At 35.0% G+C, this 18089-nt stretch carries 16 protein-coding genes; 12 read left to right on the top strand and 4 right to left on the bottom strand.

The genetic code is table 11. From position 1 onward, the window contains the following. The first annotated feature begins 148 nt into the window (after window positions 1–148). Together nfsB and ettA are read left to right on the top strand one after the other, a co-directional pair. Window positions 149–793: an oxygen-insensitive NAD(P)H nitroreductase gene (nfsB, locus tag A9G48_RS07910; protein ID WP_034943556.1), complete on the top strand. Its 645-nt coding sequence runs from the start codon at window positions 149–151 to the stop codon at window positions 791–793. Between the two features lie 417 nt (window positions 794–1210). Continuing rightward, entirely contained in the window at window positions 1211–2878 is a 1668-nt protein-coding gene (ettA, locus tag A9G48_RS07915) for an energy-dependent translational throttle protein EttA (RefSeq protein ID WP_034943554.1), read from the top strand. A gap of 92 nt (window positions 2879–2970) precedes the next feature. Here ettA and A9G48_RS07920 read toward each other — a convergent pair whose 3' ends face one another. The 4 genes from A9G48_RS07920 to A9G48_RS07940 form a co-directional block, all read right to left on the bottom strand. Next, window positions 2971–4599: a DUF2813 domain-containing protein gene (locus tag A9G48_RS07920; protein ID WP_065576047.1), complete on the bottom strand. Its 1629-nt coding sequence runs from the start codon at window positions 4597–4599 to the stop codon at window positions 2971–2973. 15 nt (window positions 4600–4614) lie between these two features. Beyond that, window positions 4615–5418, bottom strand: coding sequence for a lipopolysaccharide core heptose(I) kinase RfaP (gene rfaP, locus A9G48_RS07925; protein ID WP_034943550.1), 804 nt, complete (start codon window positions 5416–5418; stop codon window positions 4615–4617). Further along, window positions 5411–6535 (bottom strand): glycosyltransferase family 4 protein, encoded by a 1125-nt coding sequence (locus A9G48_RS07930; RefSeq protein ID WP_034943548.1) that lies wholly within the window; start codon window positions 6533–6535, stop codon window positions 5411–5413. The genes rfaP and A9G48_RS07930 overlap by 8 nt, the downstream gene beginning before the upstream one ends. A 779-nt stretch (window positions 6536–7314) precedes the next feature. Then, window positions 7315–8241 carry a TIGR01212 family radical SAM protein gene (locus A9G48_RS07940; RefSeq protein ID WP_034943544.1) on the bottom strand — a complete coding sequence of 309 codons (927 nt, stop codon included), beginning with the start codon at window positions 8239–8241 and terminating at the stop codon, window positions 7315–7317. A 339-nt stretch (window positions 8242–8580) separates the two neighbouring features. Between A9G48_RS07940 and A9G48_RS07945 the strand changes: the two genes are divergently transcribed. The 10 genes from A9G48_RS07945 (at window position 8581) to A9G48_RS07990 (ending at window position 18085) form a co-directional block, all read left to right on the top strand. Further along, window positions 8581–9219 carry a nitroreductase family protein gene (locus A9G48_RS07945; RefSeq protein ID WP_034944694.1) on the top strand — a complete coding sequence of 213 codons (639 nt, stop codon included), beginning with the start codon at window positions 8581–8583 and terminating at the stop codon, window positions 9217–9219. A gap of 13 nt (window positions 9220–9232) precedes the next feature. Further along, entirely contained in the window at window positions 9233–10429 is a 1197-nt protein-coding gene (locus tag A9G48_RS07950) for an FTR1 family iron permease (RefSeq protein ID WP_218057856.1), read from the top strand. Window positions 10430–10545: 116 nt separating this feature from the next. Next, window positions 10546–11109, top strand: coding sequence for an iron transporter (locus A9G48_RS07955; RefSeq protein ID WP_034943540.1), 564 nt, complete (start codon window positions 10546–10548; stop codon window positions 11107–11109). Between the two features lie 96 nt (window positions 11110–11205). Beyond that, on the top strand, window positions 11206–12456 hold the full coding sequence (locus tag A9G48_RS07960) for a Fe-S-containing protein (RefSeq protein ID WP_051825022.1): 1251 nt from the start codon (window positions 11206–11208) through the stop codon (window positions 12454–12456). A 23-nt stretch (window positions 12457–12479) separates the two neighbouring features. Continuing rightward, the gene (locus tag A9G48_RS07965; RefSeq protein WP_034943538.1) at window positions 12480–13766 is read left to right on the top strand and encodes an ABC transporter permease; all 1287 of its coding nucleotides are present in this window, start codon (window positions 12480–12482) and stop codon (window positions 13764–13766) included. 17 nt (window positions 13767–13783) lie between these two features. Then, a complete protein-coding gene (locus A9G48_RS07970) occupies window positions 13784–14926 on the top strand; it encodes an ABC transporter permease (RefSeq protein ID WP_065576049.1) in 1143 nt (380 codons plus the stop codon). A 10-nt stretch (window positions 14927–14936) separates the two neighbouring features. Then, window positions 14937–15596 carry an ABC transporter ATP-binding protein gene (locus tag A9G48_RS07975; protein WP_065576050.1) on the top strand — a complete coding sequence of 220 codons (660 nt, stop codon included), beginning with the start codon at window positions 14937–14939 and terminating at the stop codon, window positions 15594–15596. A 20-nt stretch (window positions 15597–15616) separates the two neighbouring features. After that, the gene (locus tag A9G48_RS07980; protein WP_065576051.1) at window positions 15617–16123 is read left to right on the top strand and encodes a DUF4418 family protein; all 507 of its coding nucleotides are present in this window, start codon (window positions 15617–15619) and stop codon (window positions 16121–16123) included. Window positions 16124–16208: 85 nt separating this feature from the next. Further along, complete coding sequence (locus A9G48_RS07985; RefSeq protein WP_065576052.1) at window positions 16209–17420, top strand: ABC transporter permease; 1212 nt, start codon at window positions 16209–16211, stop codon at window positions 17418–17420. Then, a complete protein-coding gene (locus A9G48_RS07990; RefSeq protein WP_065576053.1) occupies window positions 17420–18085 on the top strand; it encodes an ABC transporter ATP-binding protein in 666 nt (221 codons plus the stop codon). Before A9G48_RS07985 ends, A9G48_RS07990 begins: the two co-directional genes overlap by 1 nt. Window positions 18086–18089: the final 4 nt, after the last annotated feature.

An 18089-nucleotide genomic window follows, 5' to 3' on the forward strand; every position in this document is an offset into this window, starting at 1 on the left:
ATTAACATAGTCTGCACGTCATTTTAAAAAATATAATCAGTTTGATTAGCACTTAAGTATCAAAATGAAACTATTAGATTAATAAGTTGAGCTAGGAATAATTCTAATTATAATATAAATTATTTTTACATCTTAATGGGGACAAACTATGAACATTGTGGATATTTCCGAAAAACGCTACACAGCTAAACATTATGACGAAACACAAAAAATCCCAGCCGATAAAATAGAACAATTATTAACCGTATTAAGAAACAGCCCATCATCAGTTAACTCACAGCCATGGCATTTTTATGTTATTGATAATAACGCTGCAAAAAATAAAATTTTACCGGCTATTACTGAATTTAACCAATCTAAAGTCACTGGATCTTCACATACTATTGTTTTTTGTATCAAAACCCCATTAGATGAAGCACATTTAGTTAACCTGCTTAATCAAGAAGAAAAAGATGGGCGCTTACCTACAGCAGAATTAAAACAGGCTCAAGACCAAGGAAGACGCCATTTTGTCCAATTAAATAGTGCAACACCCGAATCGCAACAGTGTTGGGAAGGAAAACAGGCGTACATTGCATTAGGACAATTACTTTTTGCTGCGGCAGCGATTGGTATCGATTCAACAGCCATTGAGGGATATAATTCTGAAAAAATGGATGAAATCTTAGATCTTAAAAGCAAAGGACTTAAAAGTATTGTTGTTGCCACATTAGGTTATCGAGCCGAAAATGACGGTAATGCCCATCGACCAAAATCACGCTTACCGAAAGAGCAACTTTTTACGTTTTTATAAACAAGAATAACGTTTTCAAATTATCCCACTTAGTAAAGGTGGGATATCTTAAAATAGCTTTATATTATTTCTGATGATAATTTTTATATTGCTTGAATTTATGCTCCAACACTTGTCATTATTCTGGGGATAAATTATTAATAAAAAAGAATTAATCATTATATTTTTGAGTATAGAATAAATAGCCTTTGTTAAATTTTTCAATTTTATAAAATTAAGGATATTTAAAGAGCCAAGATATGCATTCAGATTGGATTTGAGCAATTTTATATAAATCTACAGTTAATATTATTTAATTACTCATATTATTATAAATAACCCTAGACCCAATACTCAGAATCATTACAATATACGCTATCAATTACACATCAACTGATGTGATTTGCTATTTTAAACAAAATTAACGGATGATGCTTTATGGCGCAATATGTTTATACCATGAATCGCGTAGGGAAGATTGTTCCTCCTAAACGCTATATTTTAAAAGATATTTCTTTAAGTTTTTTCCCTGGTGCAAAAATTGGTGTGCTAGGTTTGAATGGTGCAGGAAAATCAACTTTACTTCGTATTATGGCGGGAGTTGATACTGAAATTGAAGGCGAAGCACGCCCACAACCGGATATTAAAATTGGTTATTTACCCCAAGAACCGAAATTAGATCCTAAACAAACTGTACGTGAAGCCATTGAGCAAGCGGTTAGTGATGCTAAAAAAGCGTTAGCTCGGTTAGATGAAGTGTATGCCGCTTATGCCGATCCTGATGCGGATTTTGATAAATTAGCCAAAGAACAAGCAGAGCTTGAAGCCATTATTCAAGCACAAGATGCGCATAATTTAGATAACCAATTAGAACGAGCCGCTGATGCACTGCGTTTACCTGATTGGGATGCGAAAATTGAAAATTTATCAGGTGGTGAACGCCGTCGAGTAGCAATTTGTCAATTATTACTTGAAAAACCTGATATGTTATTAATGGATGAACCGACCAACCATTTAGATGCGGAATCGGTAGCATGGTTAGAACGATTCTTACATGACTACGAAGGTACGGTTGTTGCAGTAACTCACGATCGCTACTTTCTAGACAACGTTGCTGGTTGGATTTTAGAACTTGACCGTGGTGAAGGCATTCCATGGGAAGGCAACTACTCATCTTGGCTTGAACAGAAAGATCAGCGCCTAGCGCAAGAAGCATCAACCGAATCGGCTCGTCGCAAATCGATTGAAAAAGAACTTGAGTGGGTACGACAAAATCCGAAAGGGCGCCAAGCAAAAAGCAAAGCACGCCTAGCTCGCTTTGAAGAACTCAACAGTAACGATTATCAAAAACGTAACGAAACTAACGAGCTCTTTATTCCAGCTGGACAACGTTTAGGCGATAAAGTGATTGAAGTAAGCAATTTAACTAAATCGTATGGCGATCGTATGTTGATTGATAACTTATCTTTTAGTATTCCTAAAGGAGCAATTGTTGGTATTATTGGTCCAAATGGAGCGGGGAAATCAACACTATTTAGAATGCTATCAGGCAAAGAACAACCTGATTCAGGTACAATTACTTTGGGTGAAACAGTGCAACTAGCATCAGTTGATCAGTTCCGTGACAGTATGGACGACAAAAAAACAGTTTGGGACGAAATCTCAAACGGTCAAGATATTATGCGTATTGGCAATTTTGAAATACCAAGTCGTGCTTATGTTGGTCGTTTTAATTTTAAAGGCGTTGATCAGCAAAAGCGTGTAGGTGAACTTTCAGGGGGTGAACGTGGACGTGTACATTTAGCTAAATTATTGCAAGTGGGAGGTAATGTATTACTACTTGATGAACCAACCAATGATTTAGATGTTGAAACGCTACGCGCACTTGAAAATGCATTATTAGAGTTTCCAGGTTGTGCATTAGTTATTTCGCATGACCGTTGGTTCTTAGATCGTATTGCGACACATATTTTGGATTATCAAGACGAAGGACATGTTGAATTCTTTGAAGGTAACTTTACCGAATACGAAGAATGGAAAAAGCGCACATTGGGTGCTGAAGCATTAGAGCCTAAACGTGCTAAATATAAACGAATCTCCAAATAGAATTAATTTTTATTTTATTCCGCCGATTTATATTGGCGGAATAGTTTTATCTTCTTGATAGCTATTTTAAATATTTTTCAAAATGTAATTATCTAAACTAACCCTTTAGATGAACTAATAATTCTCGAAAAAGTATCCATTAGCAAACGCGGTATTGCGTTTATGCCTCGTGATTTTGCATCGTCACAAACTGCAATGGCTAAATCGGGTTTAGAACTTTTGTGGATTGCTTTTTGAATAATTTGATGTACAGGCAGATCAATATGTTGTGTTGTATTATAAGCGGCGAGTTTATAGACATGGCTAAAACCATGTTTAAATAAGAAATTTTCAATGTCTCGCGCAGGTAAAACTGTTAAGTAATCATTAGGATTTTTATCTTCACCACATAATGATTTTACTGTATCGGCATATTTTTTACCCGCCATATCCCCATCGGCAATTACATACCAATGAATTCCCATTTTATTGGCATATTTTATAAGCGGCTTTAAACCACACTGAGCAAACTCAATAAGCTGAACTCCCTCTGAACTCAGATGATAACCACTTTGTTCTGCTAGTTCACGTAATAACCACACTTCGGTTTCGCCTTCGACTAACAACCAACATCGTGCAAATAAGGCATTTGATCGGCGATAAAGAATATGAAACGCAATACGACGACTATCACTAACGCTTAATGAATGAGGTTCAATGTATTTGGCAATAATTTCATCTGGCAGACGAATTAAGCGATAAAGGTTTTCTAATGAAAATAATGATACCAAATCACTTGAGTTAGACGTGATAATTTTTTGTGTAGGAAAGTTTTTTAGTAAGCGAAATGCAACGGATAAAATGATCGGATGTAACAAACTTTCAGGCTCTTCTAAAATTAAAATAGGCATTGAACTTGGTGAAAGTGAATAATTTCCTTTAGCACCAATAATAGAGCCAAAAATGCCTAAAAATACAGTTCGTAAATAATCATTATCAAGATTATCCAAGACGTCATTAATTTGTTCCAAAACATTCCAATCTTCTGTTCTTGGTGTACTTTTGGCATTTTTTTGTTTGTAATGATTGCGGTGCGCTTGATCAACAAAATAATACTCTATTAATGATCGTGCGGCTTGTAGGCCTCGAGCTAATTCATCTTGGGTTAATTCGGCTGAATGGGCTTTTAGTTGGTTTGAAAGTTGGCTAATGTAGTATTCGGATAATGGTTCGTTAGTAACCGTTAATTGCTCAGGATTAATTGCGTTTTTAAGTGTCATTACTGGATTTAGTTTGATTAATGTTGCAATTAATAATTTTTCGTTTTCTATATTAAAAGGGTTGCCTTGTGCATTAAGCAATTTATGTTGTGTTATTATTTGGTTATCTTGTTTATTAGCAGAAATTTGATAAGTAATTCGATGCAGATTATCTTGGTGTGATTGATACGAAACCGAGCTTAATGGCTGATAATCTTGATTATTTAATTCATGTAAATGCGATTGGCAATAAGTGATTTTAATAATAATATTATCGCCATAACATTGGTATCGGTCATGATAAAAATCAGAATCGACAAATTGATAAAAAATGTTATCCAGTGATAACAATTGCAAAGCGCTGATTAAACTTGACCGCCCCCAACGATTTTCACCCATTAGTACGCTAGAACTTGCATTTAATTTTAAAGATAGTTGACTAATACCTTTAAATCCGGAAATATCAATTTGTTCAATAAACATAGTGTATCCTTATTGTTAAAGATGATACTTTTCTGTCCTTTTACGAATTCGTTCAACTTTTCGATGCATGCTAGCGATTAGCTTAGATTCATTGCGCAAAATTGTTTTTAAAGGCTGATTAAAATACACTTTCAAAAAACGCCAAATATCACGATCGGTTAACCCAATATTCATGGTTGAAAAATAAAGCCCGATTAAATCTTTATCACGCCAACGAACAGGAACTGTTTTACGGATCTGAGCACGGTGTAAATCAATTACAGATAATTTTATTTGCTGATGATTTTCAAAAAGCGGAATATCAAGCAAAAAATGGCATAAATAACAATCACGATGATTAACTCCAGCAGCATGCATTTGAGCAACCATTTTTGCCAAATAAATGACTAAAGAACGCTTCATATGATAGCTAGGAGGGTTAGTTAACCACGATTTAGTCAAATCTTCTAAACTAATTGTCGGATTAAGATCTTTTGTCACAATAAATGAATGACGAGTCAGCGGATTTATCCCTTTACGACCAAATGCTCGCCCATCCATCGTATTAACACCAACTTGCTCCAAACGCTCAATCGCATCCCACTCCTGTTTGGCATCTAAAACAGGTAAACGTAACGAAATGAGATTTTTAACAATCTCTTTAACAGTTGTACCACGATGAATTTTAATAAAATACGATTCATCATCAAGCTCAAAATTCAACGTTTTACGTTGTTTTACTGCACGATAAATTTTCCCCGATATTAACTCAACTTCTGCAAATGGATCTTTACCAGCCCATAATTGCTCAAAAGGTGATTTTAGCTTAATTTCATTCATGATTATCACAACCTAAAATAATCTTTGCAGCACGCTCTGCTAAGTGGTATAAATCAGCCGTTTTACCATAATGTATTGCATTGTAATGCCATGTTAATAACTGATCGTGATTTGTTATGGCATTTTTCACGGTCTCGTTTAACGCTGATTGTGCAAAAGGCTCATCAAGCACAACACCAGCATTGGCATCATCAATATGATAAGCATAGCCTGAAATGCTTGACACAATCACAGGCACCCCAGCGGCTAACCCTTCAATAAGCACCATACCGGCTGCTTCTTGTCTTGCTGGATGCAATAGCAAATCTGCCGCAAACAAAAAATCAGGGATATCATTACGACCTGCAAAAAAACGTACTTGATGCTCAATGCCGAGTTGCTTAGCTAGTTTTTGATAAGCCTCAGGGTTATCCTGCCCCACAACTAAAAAAGTCACTTTTTGTTTTAAATCGCAAGGTAGTGCAGCAATGGCGGTTAAAGATCGATCTACTCCCTTACGCTTAAAATCTGATCCAATTTGCACAACAACAAAATTATTCTCATCAATTTGATTTGCCAGTCTAAATTGTTTACCTTTAGCACTTGATTGAGAATGATATTGGCGATCTTTCGCAATACCAGGTGGTAATAGGTAAAAGCGTGATGGATCAGTATGGTAATAACGCTCAAAGTCACTGATTTGCTGTTTTGTTAGTACCATAACTTTGGTTTGGCTTTGTTGATTAAATACCGCATTTTCAAAAGCTAAATAGTGCTTACAGCGTTTTGACAATTTATACAAAAAGCCTTTGTGTGAAACCTTTTCGGCATAACAAGTATCGCCAGCAAAATAAACATCCAAATCAGGCATTTTATTAAAACCAACCACACAATCAACTGGATTTGCTTGTAAATGAGCCTTCACCCAATGGTAATAAGATTGATTACGACTATGGTTGGATAAGCCCTTTTTAGATACCAAAATAATGTCAAACCCACAAGGTACATCGCCTTGCCAATCCATAACATAAACACGAACATTATGTCCTAGATTTTGACAAGCTTTGGCTATTTGCAAAAAATCACGTTGCAAACCACCAAACTGGAAATATTTATAAATACAAAAAGCCAATTGCATGCAGATTGCCTCAAGTTTGAAAGGAGTATTATATACTTGTCGATAAGTAAGGTGCAAAATAGATTTTTTGTTTGTTTTTTATAAGTCATAATTATTTATGATCTTATCAGAGCTCATTATTTGCTTTCATCAAGCGATTAGGAAATAAAACTTGTCTTAAGCAAGGTCATTATTCAATACAAATTTTTGCACAGATAATTATATAGTCGCCTAAATAAAGGCTACATGATAGCTTGATTTTTTAAATATCCAGTTAAAAATAGATATCAATATTATTGTTTATTAATAAGTTAAAATGAAAGTGTAGAAGAAAATAATAGTATATCAATTTAAACAATTTCTACTTTTACCTTGAATGAAATCTAAAATTGGAATTGACAATCATGTTGTTAAAGTTGATGAAATAAATATCACCCTGTTAGGTTATAAAAAACAAAATATTCCTTAAAAAATATTAGTGCATCTATAGCATATAGGTATTATAACGTTAAAAGGCTATTAATAGGGGCCGTATTAATTCTTTTGGAAGTTAATGCGTTTTTCCATGTTATTTCATCATTTGAAGATTTCTGGGCACTTATTTCTTTGCCATTAGGATTATTTATATTTCTTAACAGTATTATTTTAGGATTAATTATACAACGTAGCGGAAATGATTATTTTACTTCCACTTCGTTTATTGAACAAAAAAAATCACATAAAATTAAATTAAGCTTTAATGAACCATACTATTATCTTTAATAAATTAAATATAAAAATACAGTTTATTCTATAAGTTACTACAATTTAAAACAATAACTATCGCCAATAGCACTACCTTGAGCACCAAACTGGCGTAAATTGTGATCAACGGCATTCATCGATTGCCAATGGTTTTCACACCAATCAGGGGCAAGTAAAGTTGGTTTTCTGGCATTAGCTGATACGCGATGATACAAAATATTAGCTGGAGTTTGGCGAATGATATCGCCAGCAATATCGACATATTCATCTAATGACAATACAGCAATCCGCCCGGCTCGCCAAGATTTTGCCATAATACTGCCTTCAACAATATGTAAAGGATGCAGTTTCAAACCATCCACGCCACTTTCAAGCACACGCTCAAGGGTTATAAAATTATCCTGTTTGGTTTCTTTGGGTAAACCAATAATTAAGTGAGTACAGACCTTAATGCCAAGCTTACGTGCTTTTTGAACGGTTTGATAATAATCATCAAAAGTATGCCCTCGGTTAATATCGTGCAAGGTTTTGTTATGAGCAGTTTGCAAACCGAGTTCTAACCAAACTTCATAGCCATTGGATTGATAATGCGCAAGCAAATCAAGTGCTTCATCAGGAACACAATCAGGACGAGTACCAACACAAAGCCCAACAATATCTGCACTATTCAGGGCTTCTTCGTACATATTTTTTAGAATTTCAACCTCAGCGTAGGTGCTTGTATAAGCCTGAAAATAAGCAAGGTATCGTTTAGACTTTTTCATCTGTTTGGCTTGTGAGGTTAATTGTTCAGAAATTGATTTAACCTGAATAGATTCATCAATGATTGAGGCAACATTACAAAAGGTACAACCACCTTGACCAATAGTACCATCTCGATTGGGACAGCTAAATCCACCGTGCAGAGTAAGTTTATAGATTTTTTCGCCATAACGACGTTGTAAATCGGAACCGAATGTATTAACGACTAAATGGAGTTGCATAATCAGATAAAAATAAAATTTTGTTTATTTTACGAAAATAGCAAACTTACTTCAAGTAATGATAATAATTTTAATATAATTACTTTTGTAATCTATAACAATTTTAGGGTTGTTACCATTATTGCCTTTAACTACATGTTGTTAAATATATATGTAATTATATGATTAAAATTTTAATTTTTTAGAAAAATTAACAAAACAAATTTTATATGTAACTGTGTGATATTAAATGATTTTTATGCGATTATTGGTAATAAATATGATTGTTTATATTGATAATTATTATTATTAGCAATAAGATGCTTGCACTAAATAATTACAAAAATGTCAGAGGTTGCTATGCCGTACATTATTCGTAACTTAGTTGTTGCTTTATTCTCATCAATATTCTTAATGTCTTTTTGTTATGCTGATATTAGATTACCAACACCTCAGACTAGTGGGGGAATGAGTTTATTTGAAAGTTTAAAAAATCGGGGATCAACCTCTGGTGCTGGTTTTCCTATGGGTCAAGTTTCAGATAATGAACTCTCAACTGTGCTTTGGGCTGCGAGTGGTTTAAATCGTGGGGATAAGGGGTGGACAGTCCCAATGTTTAAAGGAAAACCACCTTACGTACGAATTTATGTAGCTAGTGAAAAGGGTTCTTATTTGTATGAATGGGAAGGACACTATTTAAAAGAAATTAATAAAAAAGACATTCGTGCCAATATTGGTCTACAAGCTTTTATTAAGCGCGCGGCTTATTCACTGGTTTTTGTTGCAGAAGAAAGTGCATTTAAAGATGTAAAACCTGAGCAAATTAATAATTTTAGTTATACTGCTGTAGGTGCAATGAGTCAAGATATCTATTTAGCTGCTGCAGCTTTAAAATTAAATGCTCGTTATATCCATTCTATAAAACCAGCAGCTATACGCCAAGAATTACAATTATCTGAAGGCGATAAACCGCTTGCTATGTTTATAATAGGAAAATAAGAAGGTATAAAGTGTGGAGAGATTTTTAACACTTGCTTTGCTCCTTATTGGAAGTTTAATGGCTTTGGTTCCATCATCTTATGCTGCCGAAAAAAAGTATGAAAGTTGGAATGCTATTGTTGACGAAATGGACACCATCTTAAATGATGCTTATGATATCTATTTTATGAAAGATGTTGAACGTGCTAAAGCTCGAGTTAATAATGCTTATTTTGGCTTTTATGAAAAGCATGGGGTTGAGCGTGCGGTTATGTCTTATATTTCGGGTAAACGGGGAACCGATACCGAATATCAATTTGCCAAAATTAAGCGCTTAATGACAGATGGTGCGTCGAACAAAGTCGTTAGAAATGAAATTGATACTATTTTAAAAATGTTACATGAAGATGCTAACGAACTAGATGGTAAGCAAGAGAGCGGTTGGAGCATTCTGTTAGCTTCGTTTATTATCATTTTTAGGGAAGGACTGGAAGCGATTTTAGTGATTGCGGCAATTTCAGCTTATTTGGTTCGTTCTGGACATCTTGCCATGGTAAAAGTAGTTTATATGAGCTCACTTGTAGCTATTTTTGCCAGTATTTTAGTGGCAATTGCTCTTCATATTGTGTTTGATATTAGCGGGGCAAATCAAGAAATCATGGAAGGAATTGCTATGCTCCTTGCAACAGTCGTACTATTTTTTATTAGTAATTGGATGTTTTCAAAGGCAGAAGCTGAGGCTTGGAAAAGCTATGTTGAAGAAAAAGTACAAATTGCAGTGTCATCAGGTAGTCGCTTTGCCTTAGGTTTTGCTGCCTTTTTAGCTGTTTTTCGTGAAGGAGCTGAAACGATCTTGTTTTACCAAGCAATGCTAGTTGAAGCTAAAGAACACATGGATATGGTTTGGTATGGACTAGCTATTGGAACGATAATTCTTGCGATTATTTTTGTCGTTATTCGTTTTGGTACCATGAAATTACCAATTCGCCCATTCTTTATTGGTACTAGTATTTTAATGTATATCATGGCAATAGCTTTTGCCGGTGGTGGAGTAAAAGAATTACAAGAGGCAGATATGATTCCAGTTACCTCTGTTGATTTTATACATTCTGTCGAAGTTTTAGGTATTTACCCAACGGTCGAGACATTAGTTCCACAAATAATTATGGTATTTATTGTGGTAGTTTCTGTCATGTATTACAAAGCTAAACATAGTTGTAAAAAGCAATAATTATTAATATTGCCTACTTGTTTAAAATTGCATAAATGCGGATTTAAAAACTGAGATGTGTTAATGCCAAAAAATAAAAGTAATAAATTTTCAAAAAGTAAAAGAAGGAGTTTTCAATGAAAAAGTTAGTTTTATCAGCAGGTATTGCTTCAATACTTGCCTTATCTTCATTTGTTCACGCAGCAGCACCGGCACCAGGCGAACAAAAAGGATTTGAAGAGTTTCCAATTGGTGATGAAGTAACCGTGGGGCCATTACACATTGGTGCTGTTTATTTCCAACCTGTTGATATGGAACCCGCTGGTATGGGTGGTTTACCAGCCTCAAAATCAGACATGCACATTGAAGCTGATATTTCAGCTGCAGAAGGTAATAACTTAGGTTATGGTGTAGGTGATTTTGTTCCTTACTTAACTGTAAAATATAAAATTCAAAAGCAAGGCAGTGATAAAGTGATTGAAGGTAACTTTATGCCAATGAATGCATCTGATGGTCCTCACTATGGTAATAATATAAAACTAGATGGTGCTGGTAAATATAAAGTAACATTTATGATTGAAAATCCAGAAAAACAAGGTTATTTACTACATGTTGATAAAGAAACAGGTGTGGAAGGACGATTTTGGAGCAAACCTATCGAAGTCTCTTGGGACTTTGATTACATTCCACGCGCATGGTAATGATTTTAAAATAACTAATTATATTAAATAATTAATAATCAGTTATTGGTGAGCATTATGCTCACCAATAATATTTGCAATAGTTAGGCAATGAATATGCTTCAATACCTTATCAATATTACCGATAATACTTTCGTTCCTGCAATGATGATGGCACTACTGAGCGCTGCAATTATAAGATCCACGCCTCATCATATTAAAAAAATTATTTTGTTTGGTTTTGTATTGGGCTTTATTGCTGCATTGATTTATGCCATTTTAAAACGCAACACAGGGTTTGCTGTTCGTGAATATTATGATCTTGGCGTGATCATACCTTGGGTTATTATTGCTATACCGCTGATTGTTGCTATTTGCTTGCAAAAATCCACCCATAATCGAACTGGTAAATTCTTTTTTACAATGTTATTTGTGCTCAGTATTAGCTTGATAAGCGCACAGTCTTTACCTAATTTAATGCTCTATCCATTCGAGTTTTCTGTTGGAATGGACTCTATTTTTAATAATGATTACTTGCTTAAATGGGTTGGTTATGGATTTGCTTTACTTATAATCTTGTTAACTGGGCTATTTACTTTCCGTATATGTGGACGATTATCGACAAAATTTATTTTTGCTATTACTTCACTGTCAATTATTATTTTCACTATTCAAAATAGTATTAATATTTTACAAATTTTAATTGTTAGGCGTTTTATTTCATCCCAACCATGGATGATGGAGTTGGTTATTTTTATTCTTGGTCATGTTAATTTCTTTATTTTTATTTTCATGGCAATAGTGCTTTGTTTAGCCATTGTTTTGTATATCAAATCAAAAACAACTTCGTTAATGGGTAATAACCCTGCTCAAATTCGTAAACTTAAAGCGCAATTACGTAGCGATAGAAGATCTGCCCTAATGATTGTGGCTGGTACAGCAATAACCGCATATACTGTGACGCGCGCACGTTACATTTTTGAAAAAGGCGTAGAACTTACACCGGCAGAGCCTATATCGCCTAATGCTGATGGCTTAATTGTTATCCCTCTCGATAAAGTGAACGACGGTAATTTGCATCGTTATGGTTATCAAGCAACAGATGGAACTTTAGTTCGCTTTATTATTATTAAAAAAAGCGATAATGCTTATGGTGTAGGTTTTGATGCTTGTGATATTTGTGGTGCAAGTGGTTACTACCAACGCGGTGATCAAGTTGTTTGTATTTTGTGCGATGTAGTAATGAACATTGCAACGATTGGATTTTCAGGAGGATGTAACCCAGTTCCACTTAAATACGAAATTATTAACGGCAATATGGTGATTCGTCCAGCTAACCTTGAAGCAGAGAAAAGCCGTTTCAAATAAAAGCGTATTAAAAGGAATATTGTATGTTTTGTAGAATGTTATTAAGTGTTTTAATTCGCCAAAAAAAGAAACTTTTTCTTATTGCCTTAACGGTTGCATTGGGTGTTTCGCTTGCTACTGCTATGTTAAACGTAATGTTTGATGTGGGGGGTAAAGTTAATCAAGAGCTAAAAGCTTATGGTGCTAATCTAAATATAGTTCCTCGTGGTAGTGCAGTAATTAGCGAAATGTATCAACTGGATAATAACGATAAACAGCAGGCGATACAGTATATTAAGCAAGATGATTTAGTCAAAATCAAGATGATCTTTTGGGCTTATAATATTGTTGATTTTGCCCCTTTCCTAACGACGCAAGCCACCTTTAACGATAAACCGATTACAGTTGTTGGTACTTGGTTCAATAAACAACTTAATATTCCAACAGGAGATCAAGTTAATACCGGTATGTTAGCTATGAAATCATGGTGGACAATTGAAGGAAACACCATGACCGATGATAATTTGCAAGGAGCTATGGTGGGTGAATCTGTAGCCAAACAGTGGAATCTAAAGCTAGGCGATACGATAGATATAATTTCAACGAAAACAAACAAAAAGTTTACATTAACTATTAATAATATTTTTCATAGTGGTGGTGCTGAAGATACGCGGATCTATGTATCATTGCCTGTTGCTCAAAATATTGCAGATAAATCAGGACTGGTTGAACGTGTTGAGGTTAGTGCATTAACCACTCCAGAAAACGAATTAGCTCGTAAAGCAGCGCAAGATCCAAACAGTTTATCTAGAACAGAATGGGATACATGGTATTGCACTGCTTATATTAGCTCAATTGCATACCAGCTAGAAGAGTTAATGCCCGATGTGCGTGTGAAAGCTATTATGCAAGTTGCTGAGTCAGAAGGATCCATTTTACAAAAAACACAATTACTAATGTTATTACTAACTATCTTATCATTGATTTGTTCGGCGCTTGCTATTTCGAATTTGGTTACTGCTAACGTTATAGAGCGCAGTACCGAAATTGGTCTATTAAAAGCGCTTGGTGCAACTAATACAGCTGTTGCAATGCTAATATTAACTGAAATCTTTATTATTGCCTTACTTGGTGGATTTTTTGGTTACTTTATTGGTTTTGGTTTTGCGCAAATTATTGGTCATACAGTGTTTGGTTCTTTTGTTGAGCCTAAGATGATAATTATTCCTTTAGCCCTAATTATGGTGGTCTTAATTACTTTTTTAGGTAGTTTACCTGCATTACGTATTATGATGTTTTTGCGTCCAACTGATGTGCTACATGGTCGATAAGGTGAAAGGTAAGTCTCATGATCAATAAAAATAGGCGCTTTATAATTAAAACCGTGTTAAGTTCACTTATCCGACGCCGTTCTCGCATTGCCATTGCCTTGCTTGGCGTTGCTATTGGTGCAACAGTGCTTCTTGGTATGATCACACTTTGTTATGATATCCCAAGGCAAATGGGACAAGAGTTCCGTTCCTATGGTGCTAATCTTCTATTGTTACCTGCTAATAACCAGCCAACGGTAGCAATGACGGATGTTAATAACGCAGTGAGTTTTTTACCGAAAGATAAATTACTCGGCGTAACCCCGTTTCGTTATGCGTCAATTCGCAGTAATCAGCATCCTTATACTATTGTGGGCACTGACTTTAAACAAGTAACAAAAACTAGCCCTTATTGGCACATTGAAGGCGCATTGCCACAAAACCCACATGAAATAATGATTGGTATTGATATTGCTAATTTTGCTAACTTAAGCGTTGGTGGTACTATGCCAATTTCAGGTAAATCTAAGCAAAATTCACGTTTTGATGAGGATCTAAAAATAACTGGCATTGTTAAAACAGGACGAACCGAAGATGGTTTTATTTTTATTGATTTACATGATTTACAACAACTATTAGAAGAAAATGAACAAGCCGAAGTGGTTGAAGTAAGCATTACGGCGACTGAAGCTGAGTTAAAGCAGTATATTGAAAATATCAAGCAACAATCCACTACAATAACACCGCATTTGATCAAATGGGTGACAAAATCTGAAACATCGGTACTTGGCAAATTGTCCTCATTACTTTATTTAGTCACTTTTGTGGTATTAGTACTAACGATGATTTGCGTGGCCACAACAATGATGACAGTGGTAATGGAGCGTCGTAAAGAAATTGGGCTTAAAAAGGCAATTGGAGCTAATAACCAAAGTATCGCCAAAGAATTTTTAGCTGAAGGGATCGTTTTAGGTATCCTTGGTGGCATTATTGGTGCAATTTGCGGGCTTATTTTTGCACAAATCATTAGTACCAATGTGTTTGGCCGTTCAATTATTATTGAGTTTTATCTGATTCCAACCACAGTTATTATCTCAGTGATAGTTACGGTAATTGCGTGTTTAATTCCAGTAAAACGAGCACTACAAGTCGAACCTGCGTTAGTTTTACGTGGCGAATAGGATATAAAGTATGAATATACTCGAAGTAAATAATGTGTCTAAAATTTATGGTTCACTACATGCACTGTCTGAAGTAAATTTAACAGTTGAAGAAGGTAAATGGCTATCAATTATGGGACCTTCTGGTAGCGGTAAAACAACTTTGATGAATATCATTGGTTGTATGGATAAACCTTCACTTGGTTCGGTTATTTTAGACGGGCAAGATATTACTCAGCTTTCTTTGTCACAATTAACTGAAATACGTCGAGACAAAATAGGTCTAATCTTTCAACAATTTCACCTAGTATCGTATTTAACCGCACTCGAAAATGTCATGCTTGCTCAGTATTATCATAGTATGGTCGACGAAAAAGAAGCCATGCAAGCGCTTGAACGTGTTGGGCTTGCAGCTCGTGCTAAACACTTACCAAGGCAGTTATCAGGTGGCGAACAACAACGTGTTTGTATTGCTAGAGCATTGATTAATTATCCAAAATTAATTCTAGCCGATGAACCAACAGGTAATTTAGATGAAAGCAATGAAGCGATGGTCATGAATTTACTGCATCAACTGCACGAAGAAGGCAGTACAATCATTGTGGTTACTCACTCACTAGAAGTGTCAAAACATGCACAAACCACCGTAGTACTAGAGCACGGCAAAGTCGCGCGTGTAATTAACAACTAACCAACAAAAGGTTGTCGTATATGAAAAACCGTCTTATTTCATCAAGTACCTTTATTATTATTGGCGTATTAATTATCTTATTTCCATTATATATATTGCCAGTTTGTCCACCGCCAGAGTCTGTTGTAACACCTGTTGACACTATGGGCCATAGTATGAGTAATACAATGAACGGTGTTAGTGGTGAGCGTGCACATAGTGGACATATGCACGCTAGTACAGGAAAAATTATGAAATGTTTTTGGACAGCAAGGGCTGAAATTGGCATTGGTTGTTTAGTAATAGCCGTCGGAGCATTACTGCTGATTAGTCGTACGGCTTTTGTGAGAATAGGGTTAAGTATGGCGACAGCTTGCATATCGTTGTTAGCCGCTGCAATTCCAACGATCCTAATTGGCGTTTGTTCTAACGAAATGATGCGGTGCAATATGGGCTCTAAGCCTGCCTTAGTATTATTATCGGGTTTATTATTTATTGCCTCAGCAGTTAATATTTATTATTTAAATAAAAAAACAAAAAATCGATAGCCTTTGTTAGCAAACAAATACCATATTTATCTTTACCTGATATAGGTAAAGATAATATTCAAATCCAACAAGCAGGAAAGTCAATATGCACGAAAAACCGATTACCATGGCAAATTTAGCATGGCGAAATATTCAGCGGCGACCATTTAGAAGTTGCTGTTTGATTATCATCATTACGCTTTTTTCGGCAACGCTGTTTGGTGGAAGTATACTGATGAAAAATCTCAGCCTTGGTATTTCAGGCATGGCTAACAGGTTAGGTGCAGATATTCTTATTGTGCCTAATGGTTACGAAAAAAATATGGAGGTTGCCTTATTGCGTGGTGAACCGAGTACTTTTTATTTAAAAGTAGATTTGATTGATAAAATAAAAGGTATCAAAGGTATTGAGGCCATTTCACCTCAGCTATTTATTGCTTCATTAAATGCAGGATGTTGTTCGTCTAAAGTCCAATTAATTGGTTTTGAACAGCATACTGATTTTATAATTAAGCCTTGGTTACAATCACAACTTTCAGAGCCACTTACTGATAATCAAGTCGTTGTTGGTTCTAAAATTAGTTCTGATGTGGGCGATGAAATCTTATTTTTTAATCATCCTTTTAAAATTATTGCTAAAATGGATAGCACAGGGATGGGATTTGATACCTCTGTCTTTATGACTATGCCAGCAGCACAATCATTAATGAAAAATGCAAAATTAATTGAAGGAGATGTTGACCATTTTACTGATTATGCCTCATCGATTTTTATTAAGGTCAATTCAGATTATCAACCTAAAGATATTGTTAATCAAATTATGCCCAGATACGCTATTGACTATAATATTGATTTTATTATGACCAAAGGTATGCTAAGTAATATATCTAAATGGTTAACTAGCTTTTCAACCATTGTATATAGCCTATCAGCTATTTTTTGGGTTTTAGCCATTATTGTGATCTTTGTTATCTTTTCTTCAACATTAAATGAACGCAAGCGTGAAATTAGCTTATTACGGGTATTAGGCGCGTCACGGCGTGATTTAGTTAAAATGTTGCTTCGTGAATCTTTAATAATTAGTGGATTAGGCGGAGTTAGTGGCATTGTTATCGCCTCGGTATTACTTTATGCATTTAGTTTATTAATCTGCCAATCTATTGGTTTGCCGTGTGTAAATATCTCACTATTTGATGCATTATTATATGCAATTGTTGTTTTTATTCTTACGCTAATTATAGGACCTTTATCAAGTATCTATAGTGCCTTATCTATGACTAAATTTGATACTTATAGTACCCTTAGAGAGGGCGAATAATGTTACTGAATGTTAAAAACCTACGTAAAGATTACACAAGAGGGCAACAAACCTTTTCAGCTGTGAATAATGTTAGTTTTTCAATGGCAAAAGATGACTTTATATGCATTATGGGTAAATCAGGCAGTGGTAAAACGACTTTGCTAAATATGATTGCTGGTTTACTTACACCAACGCAAGGAAAAATCACTATTAATAATACAAATTTGTTTGATCATAATGATCAGCAAGTATCTGCCTTTCGTAATCAGCATATTGGTTATATTCCTCAAGGTAGCAGTTTACTACCTAATTTAACAGCAATTGATAATATTCGTCTGCCTTTTTATTTAACCAAGCGAGAAAACCAAAATCCCTTAAATGAAGCTAATAGGTTGCTTGAAAAAGCCAAAATAAGCCATTTGCAAGATGCATACCCAGCTAATATGTCTGGAGGTGAAATGCGCCGTATTGCGATATTGCGAGCACTGATTTGTAAACCACAAATGATTATTGCTGATGAGCCAACCAGTGATCTTGATGAAGAAAGCGCAGCTGAAATCATGCAACTACTGTCTGAAATTCATCAACAAGGTACAGCATTATTAATTGTCACTCATGATCATGATGTTGCTTGTTATAGCCAAAAAATCATGAAAATGTCAGCAGGACGATTTATTGACTAATGGG

The sequence above is a fragment of the Gilliamella sp. wkB18 genome (assembly GCF_001690875.1).
GTDB lineage: Bacteria > Pseudomonadota > Gammaproteobacteria > Enterobacterales > Orbaceae > Gilliamella > Gilliamella apicola_A.

What these genes read in the sequence shown, in the direction of transcription:
- nfsB (WP_034943556.1), top strand. Translation starts at nt 149, where the DNA reads ATGAACATTGTGGATATTTCCGAAAAACGCTACACAGCTAAACATTAT.
- ettA (WP_034943554.1), top strand. Translation starts at nt 1,211, where the DNA reads ATGGCGCAATATGTTTATACCATGAATCGCGTAGGGAAGATTGTTCCT.
- A9G48_RS07920 (WP_065576047.1), bottom strand. Translation starts at nt 4,599, where the DNA reads ATGTTTATTGAACAAATTGATATTTCCGGATTTAAAGGTATTAGTCAA.
- rfaP (WP_034943550.1), bottom strand. Translation starts at nt 5,418, where the DNA reads ATGAATGAAATTAAGCTAAAATCACCTTTTGAGCAATTATGGGCTGGT.
- A9G48_RS07930 (WP_034943548.1), bottom strand. Translation starts at nt 6,535, where the DNA reads ATGCAATTGGCTTTTTGTATTTATAAATATTTCCAGTTTGGTGGTTTG.
- A9G48_RS07940 (WP_034943544.1), bottom strand. Translation starts at nt 8,241, where the DNA reads ATGCAACTCCATTTAGTCGTTAATACATTCGGTTCCGATTTACAACGT.
- A9G48_RS07945 (WP_034944694.1), top strand. Translation starts at nt 8,581, where the DNA reads ATGCCGTACATTATTCGTAACTTAGTTGTTGCTTTATTCTCATCAATA.
- A9G48_RS07955 (WP_034943540.1), top strand. Translation starts at nt 10,546, where the DNA reads ATGAAAAAGTTAGTTTTATCAGCAGGTATTGCTTCAATACTTGCCTTA.
- A9G48_RS07960 (WP_051825022.1), top strand. Translation starts at nt 11,206, where the DNA reads ATGCTTCAATACCTTATCAATATTACCGATAATACTTTCGTTCCTGCA.
- A9G48_RS07965 (WP_034943538.1), top strand. Translation starts at nt 12,480, where the DNA reads ATGTTTTGTAGAATGTTATTAAGTGTTTTAATTCGCCAAAAAAAGAAA.
- A9G48_RS07970 (WP_065576049.1), top strand. Translation starts at nt 13,784, where the DNA reads ATGATCAATAAAAATAGGCGCTTTATAATTAAAACCGTGTTAAGTTCA.
- A9G48_RS07975 (WP_065576050.1), top strand. Translation starts at nt 14,937, where the DNA reads ATGAATATACTCGAAGTAAATAATGTGTCTAAAATTTATGGTTCACTA.
- A9G48_RS07980 (WP_065576051.1), top strand. Translation starts at nt 15,617, where the DNA reads ATGAAAAACCGTCTTATTTCATCAAGTACCTTTATTATTATTGGCGTA.
- A9G48_RS07985 (WP_065576052.1), top strand. Translation starts at nt 16,209, where the DNA reads ATGCACGAAAAACCGATTACCATGGCAAATTTAGCATGGCGAAATATT.
- A9G48_RS07990 (WP_065576053.1), top strand. Translation starts at nt 17,420, where the DNA reads ATGTTACTGAATGTTAAAAACCTACGTAAAGATTACACAAGAGGGCAA.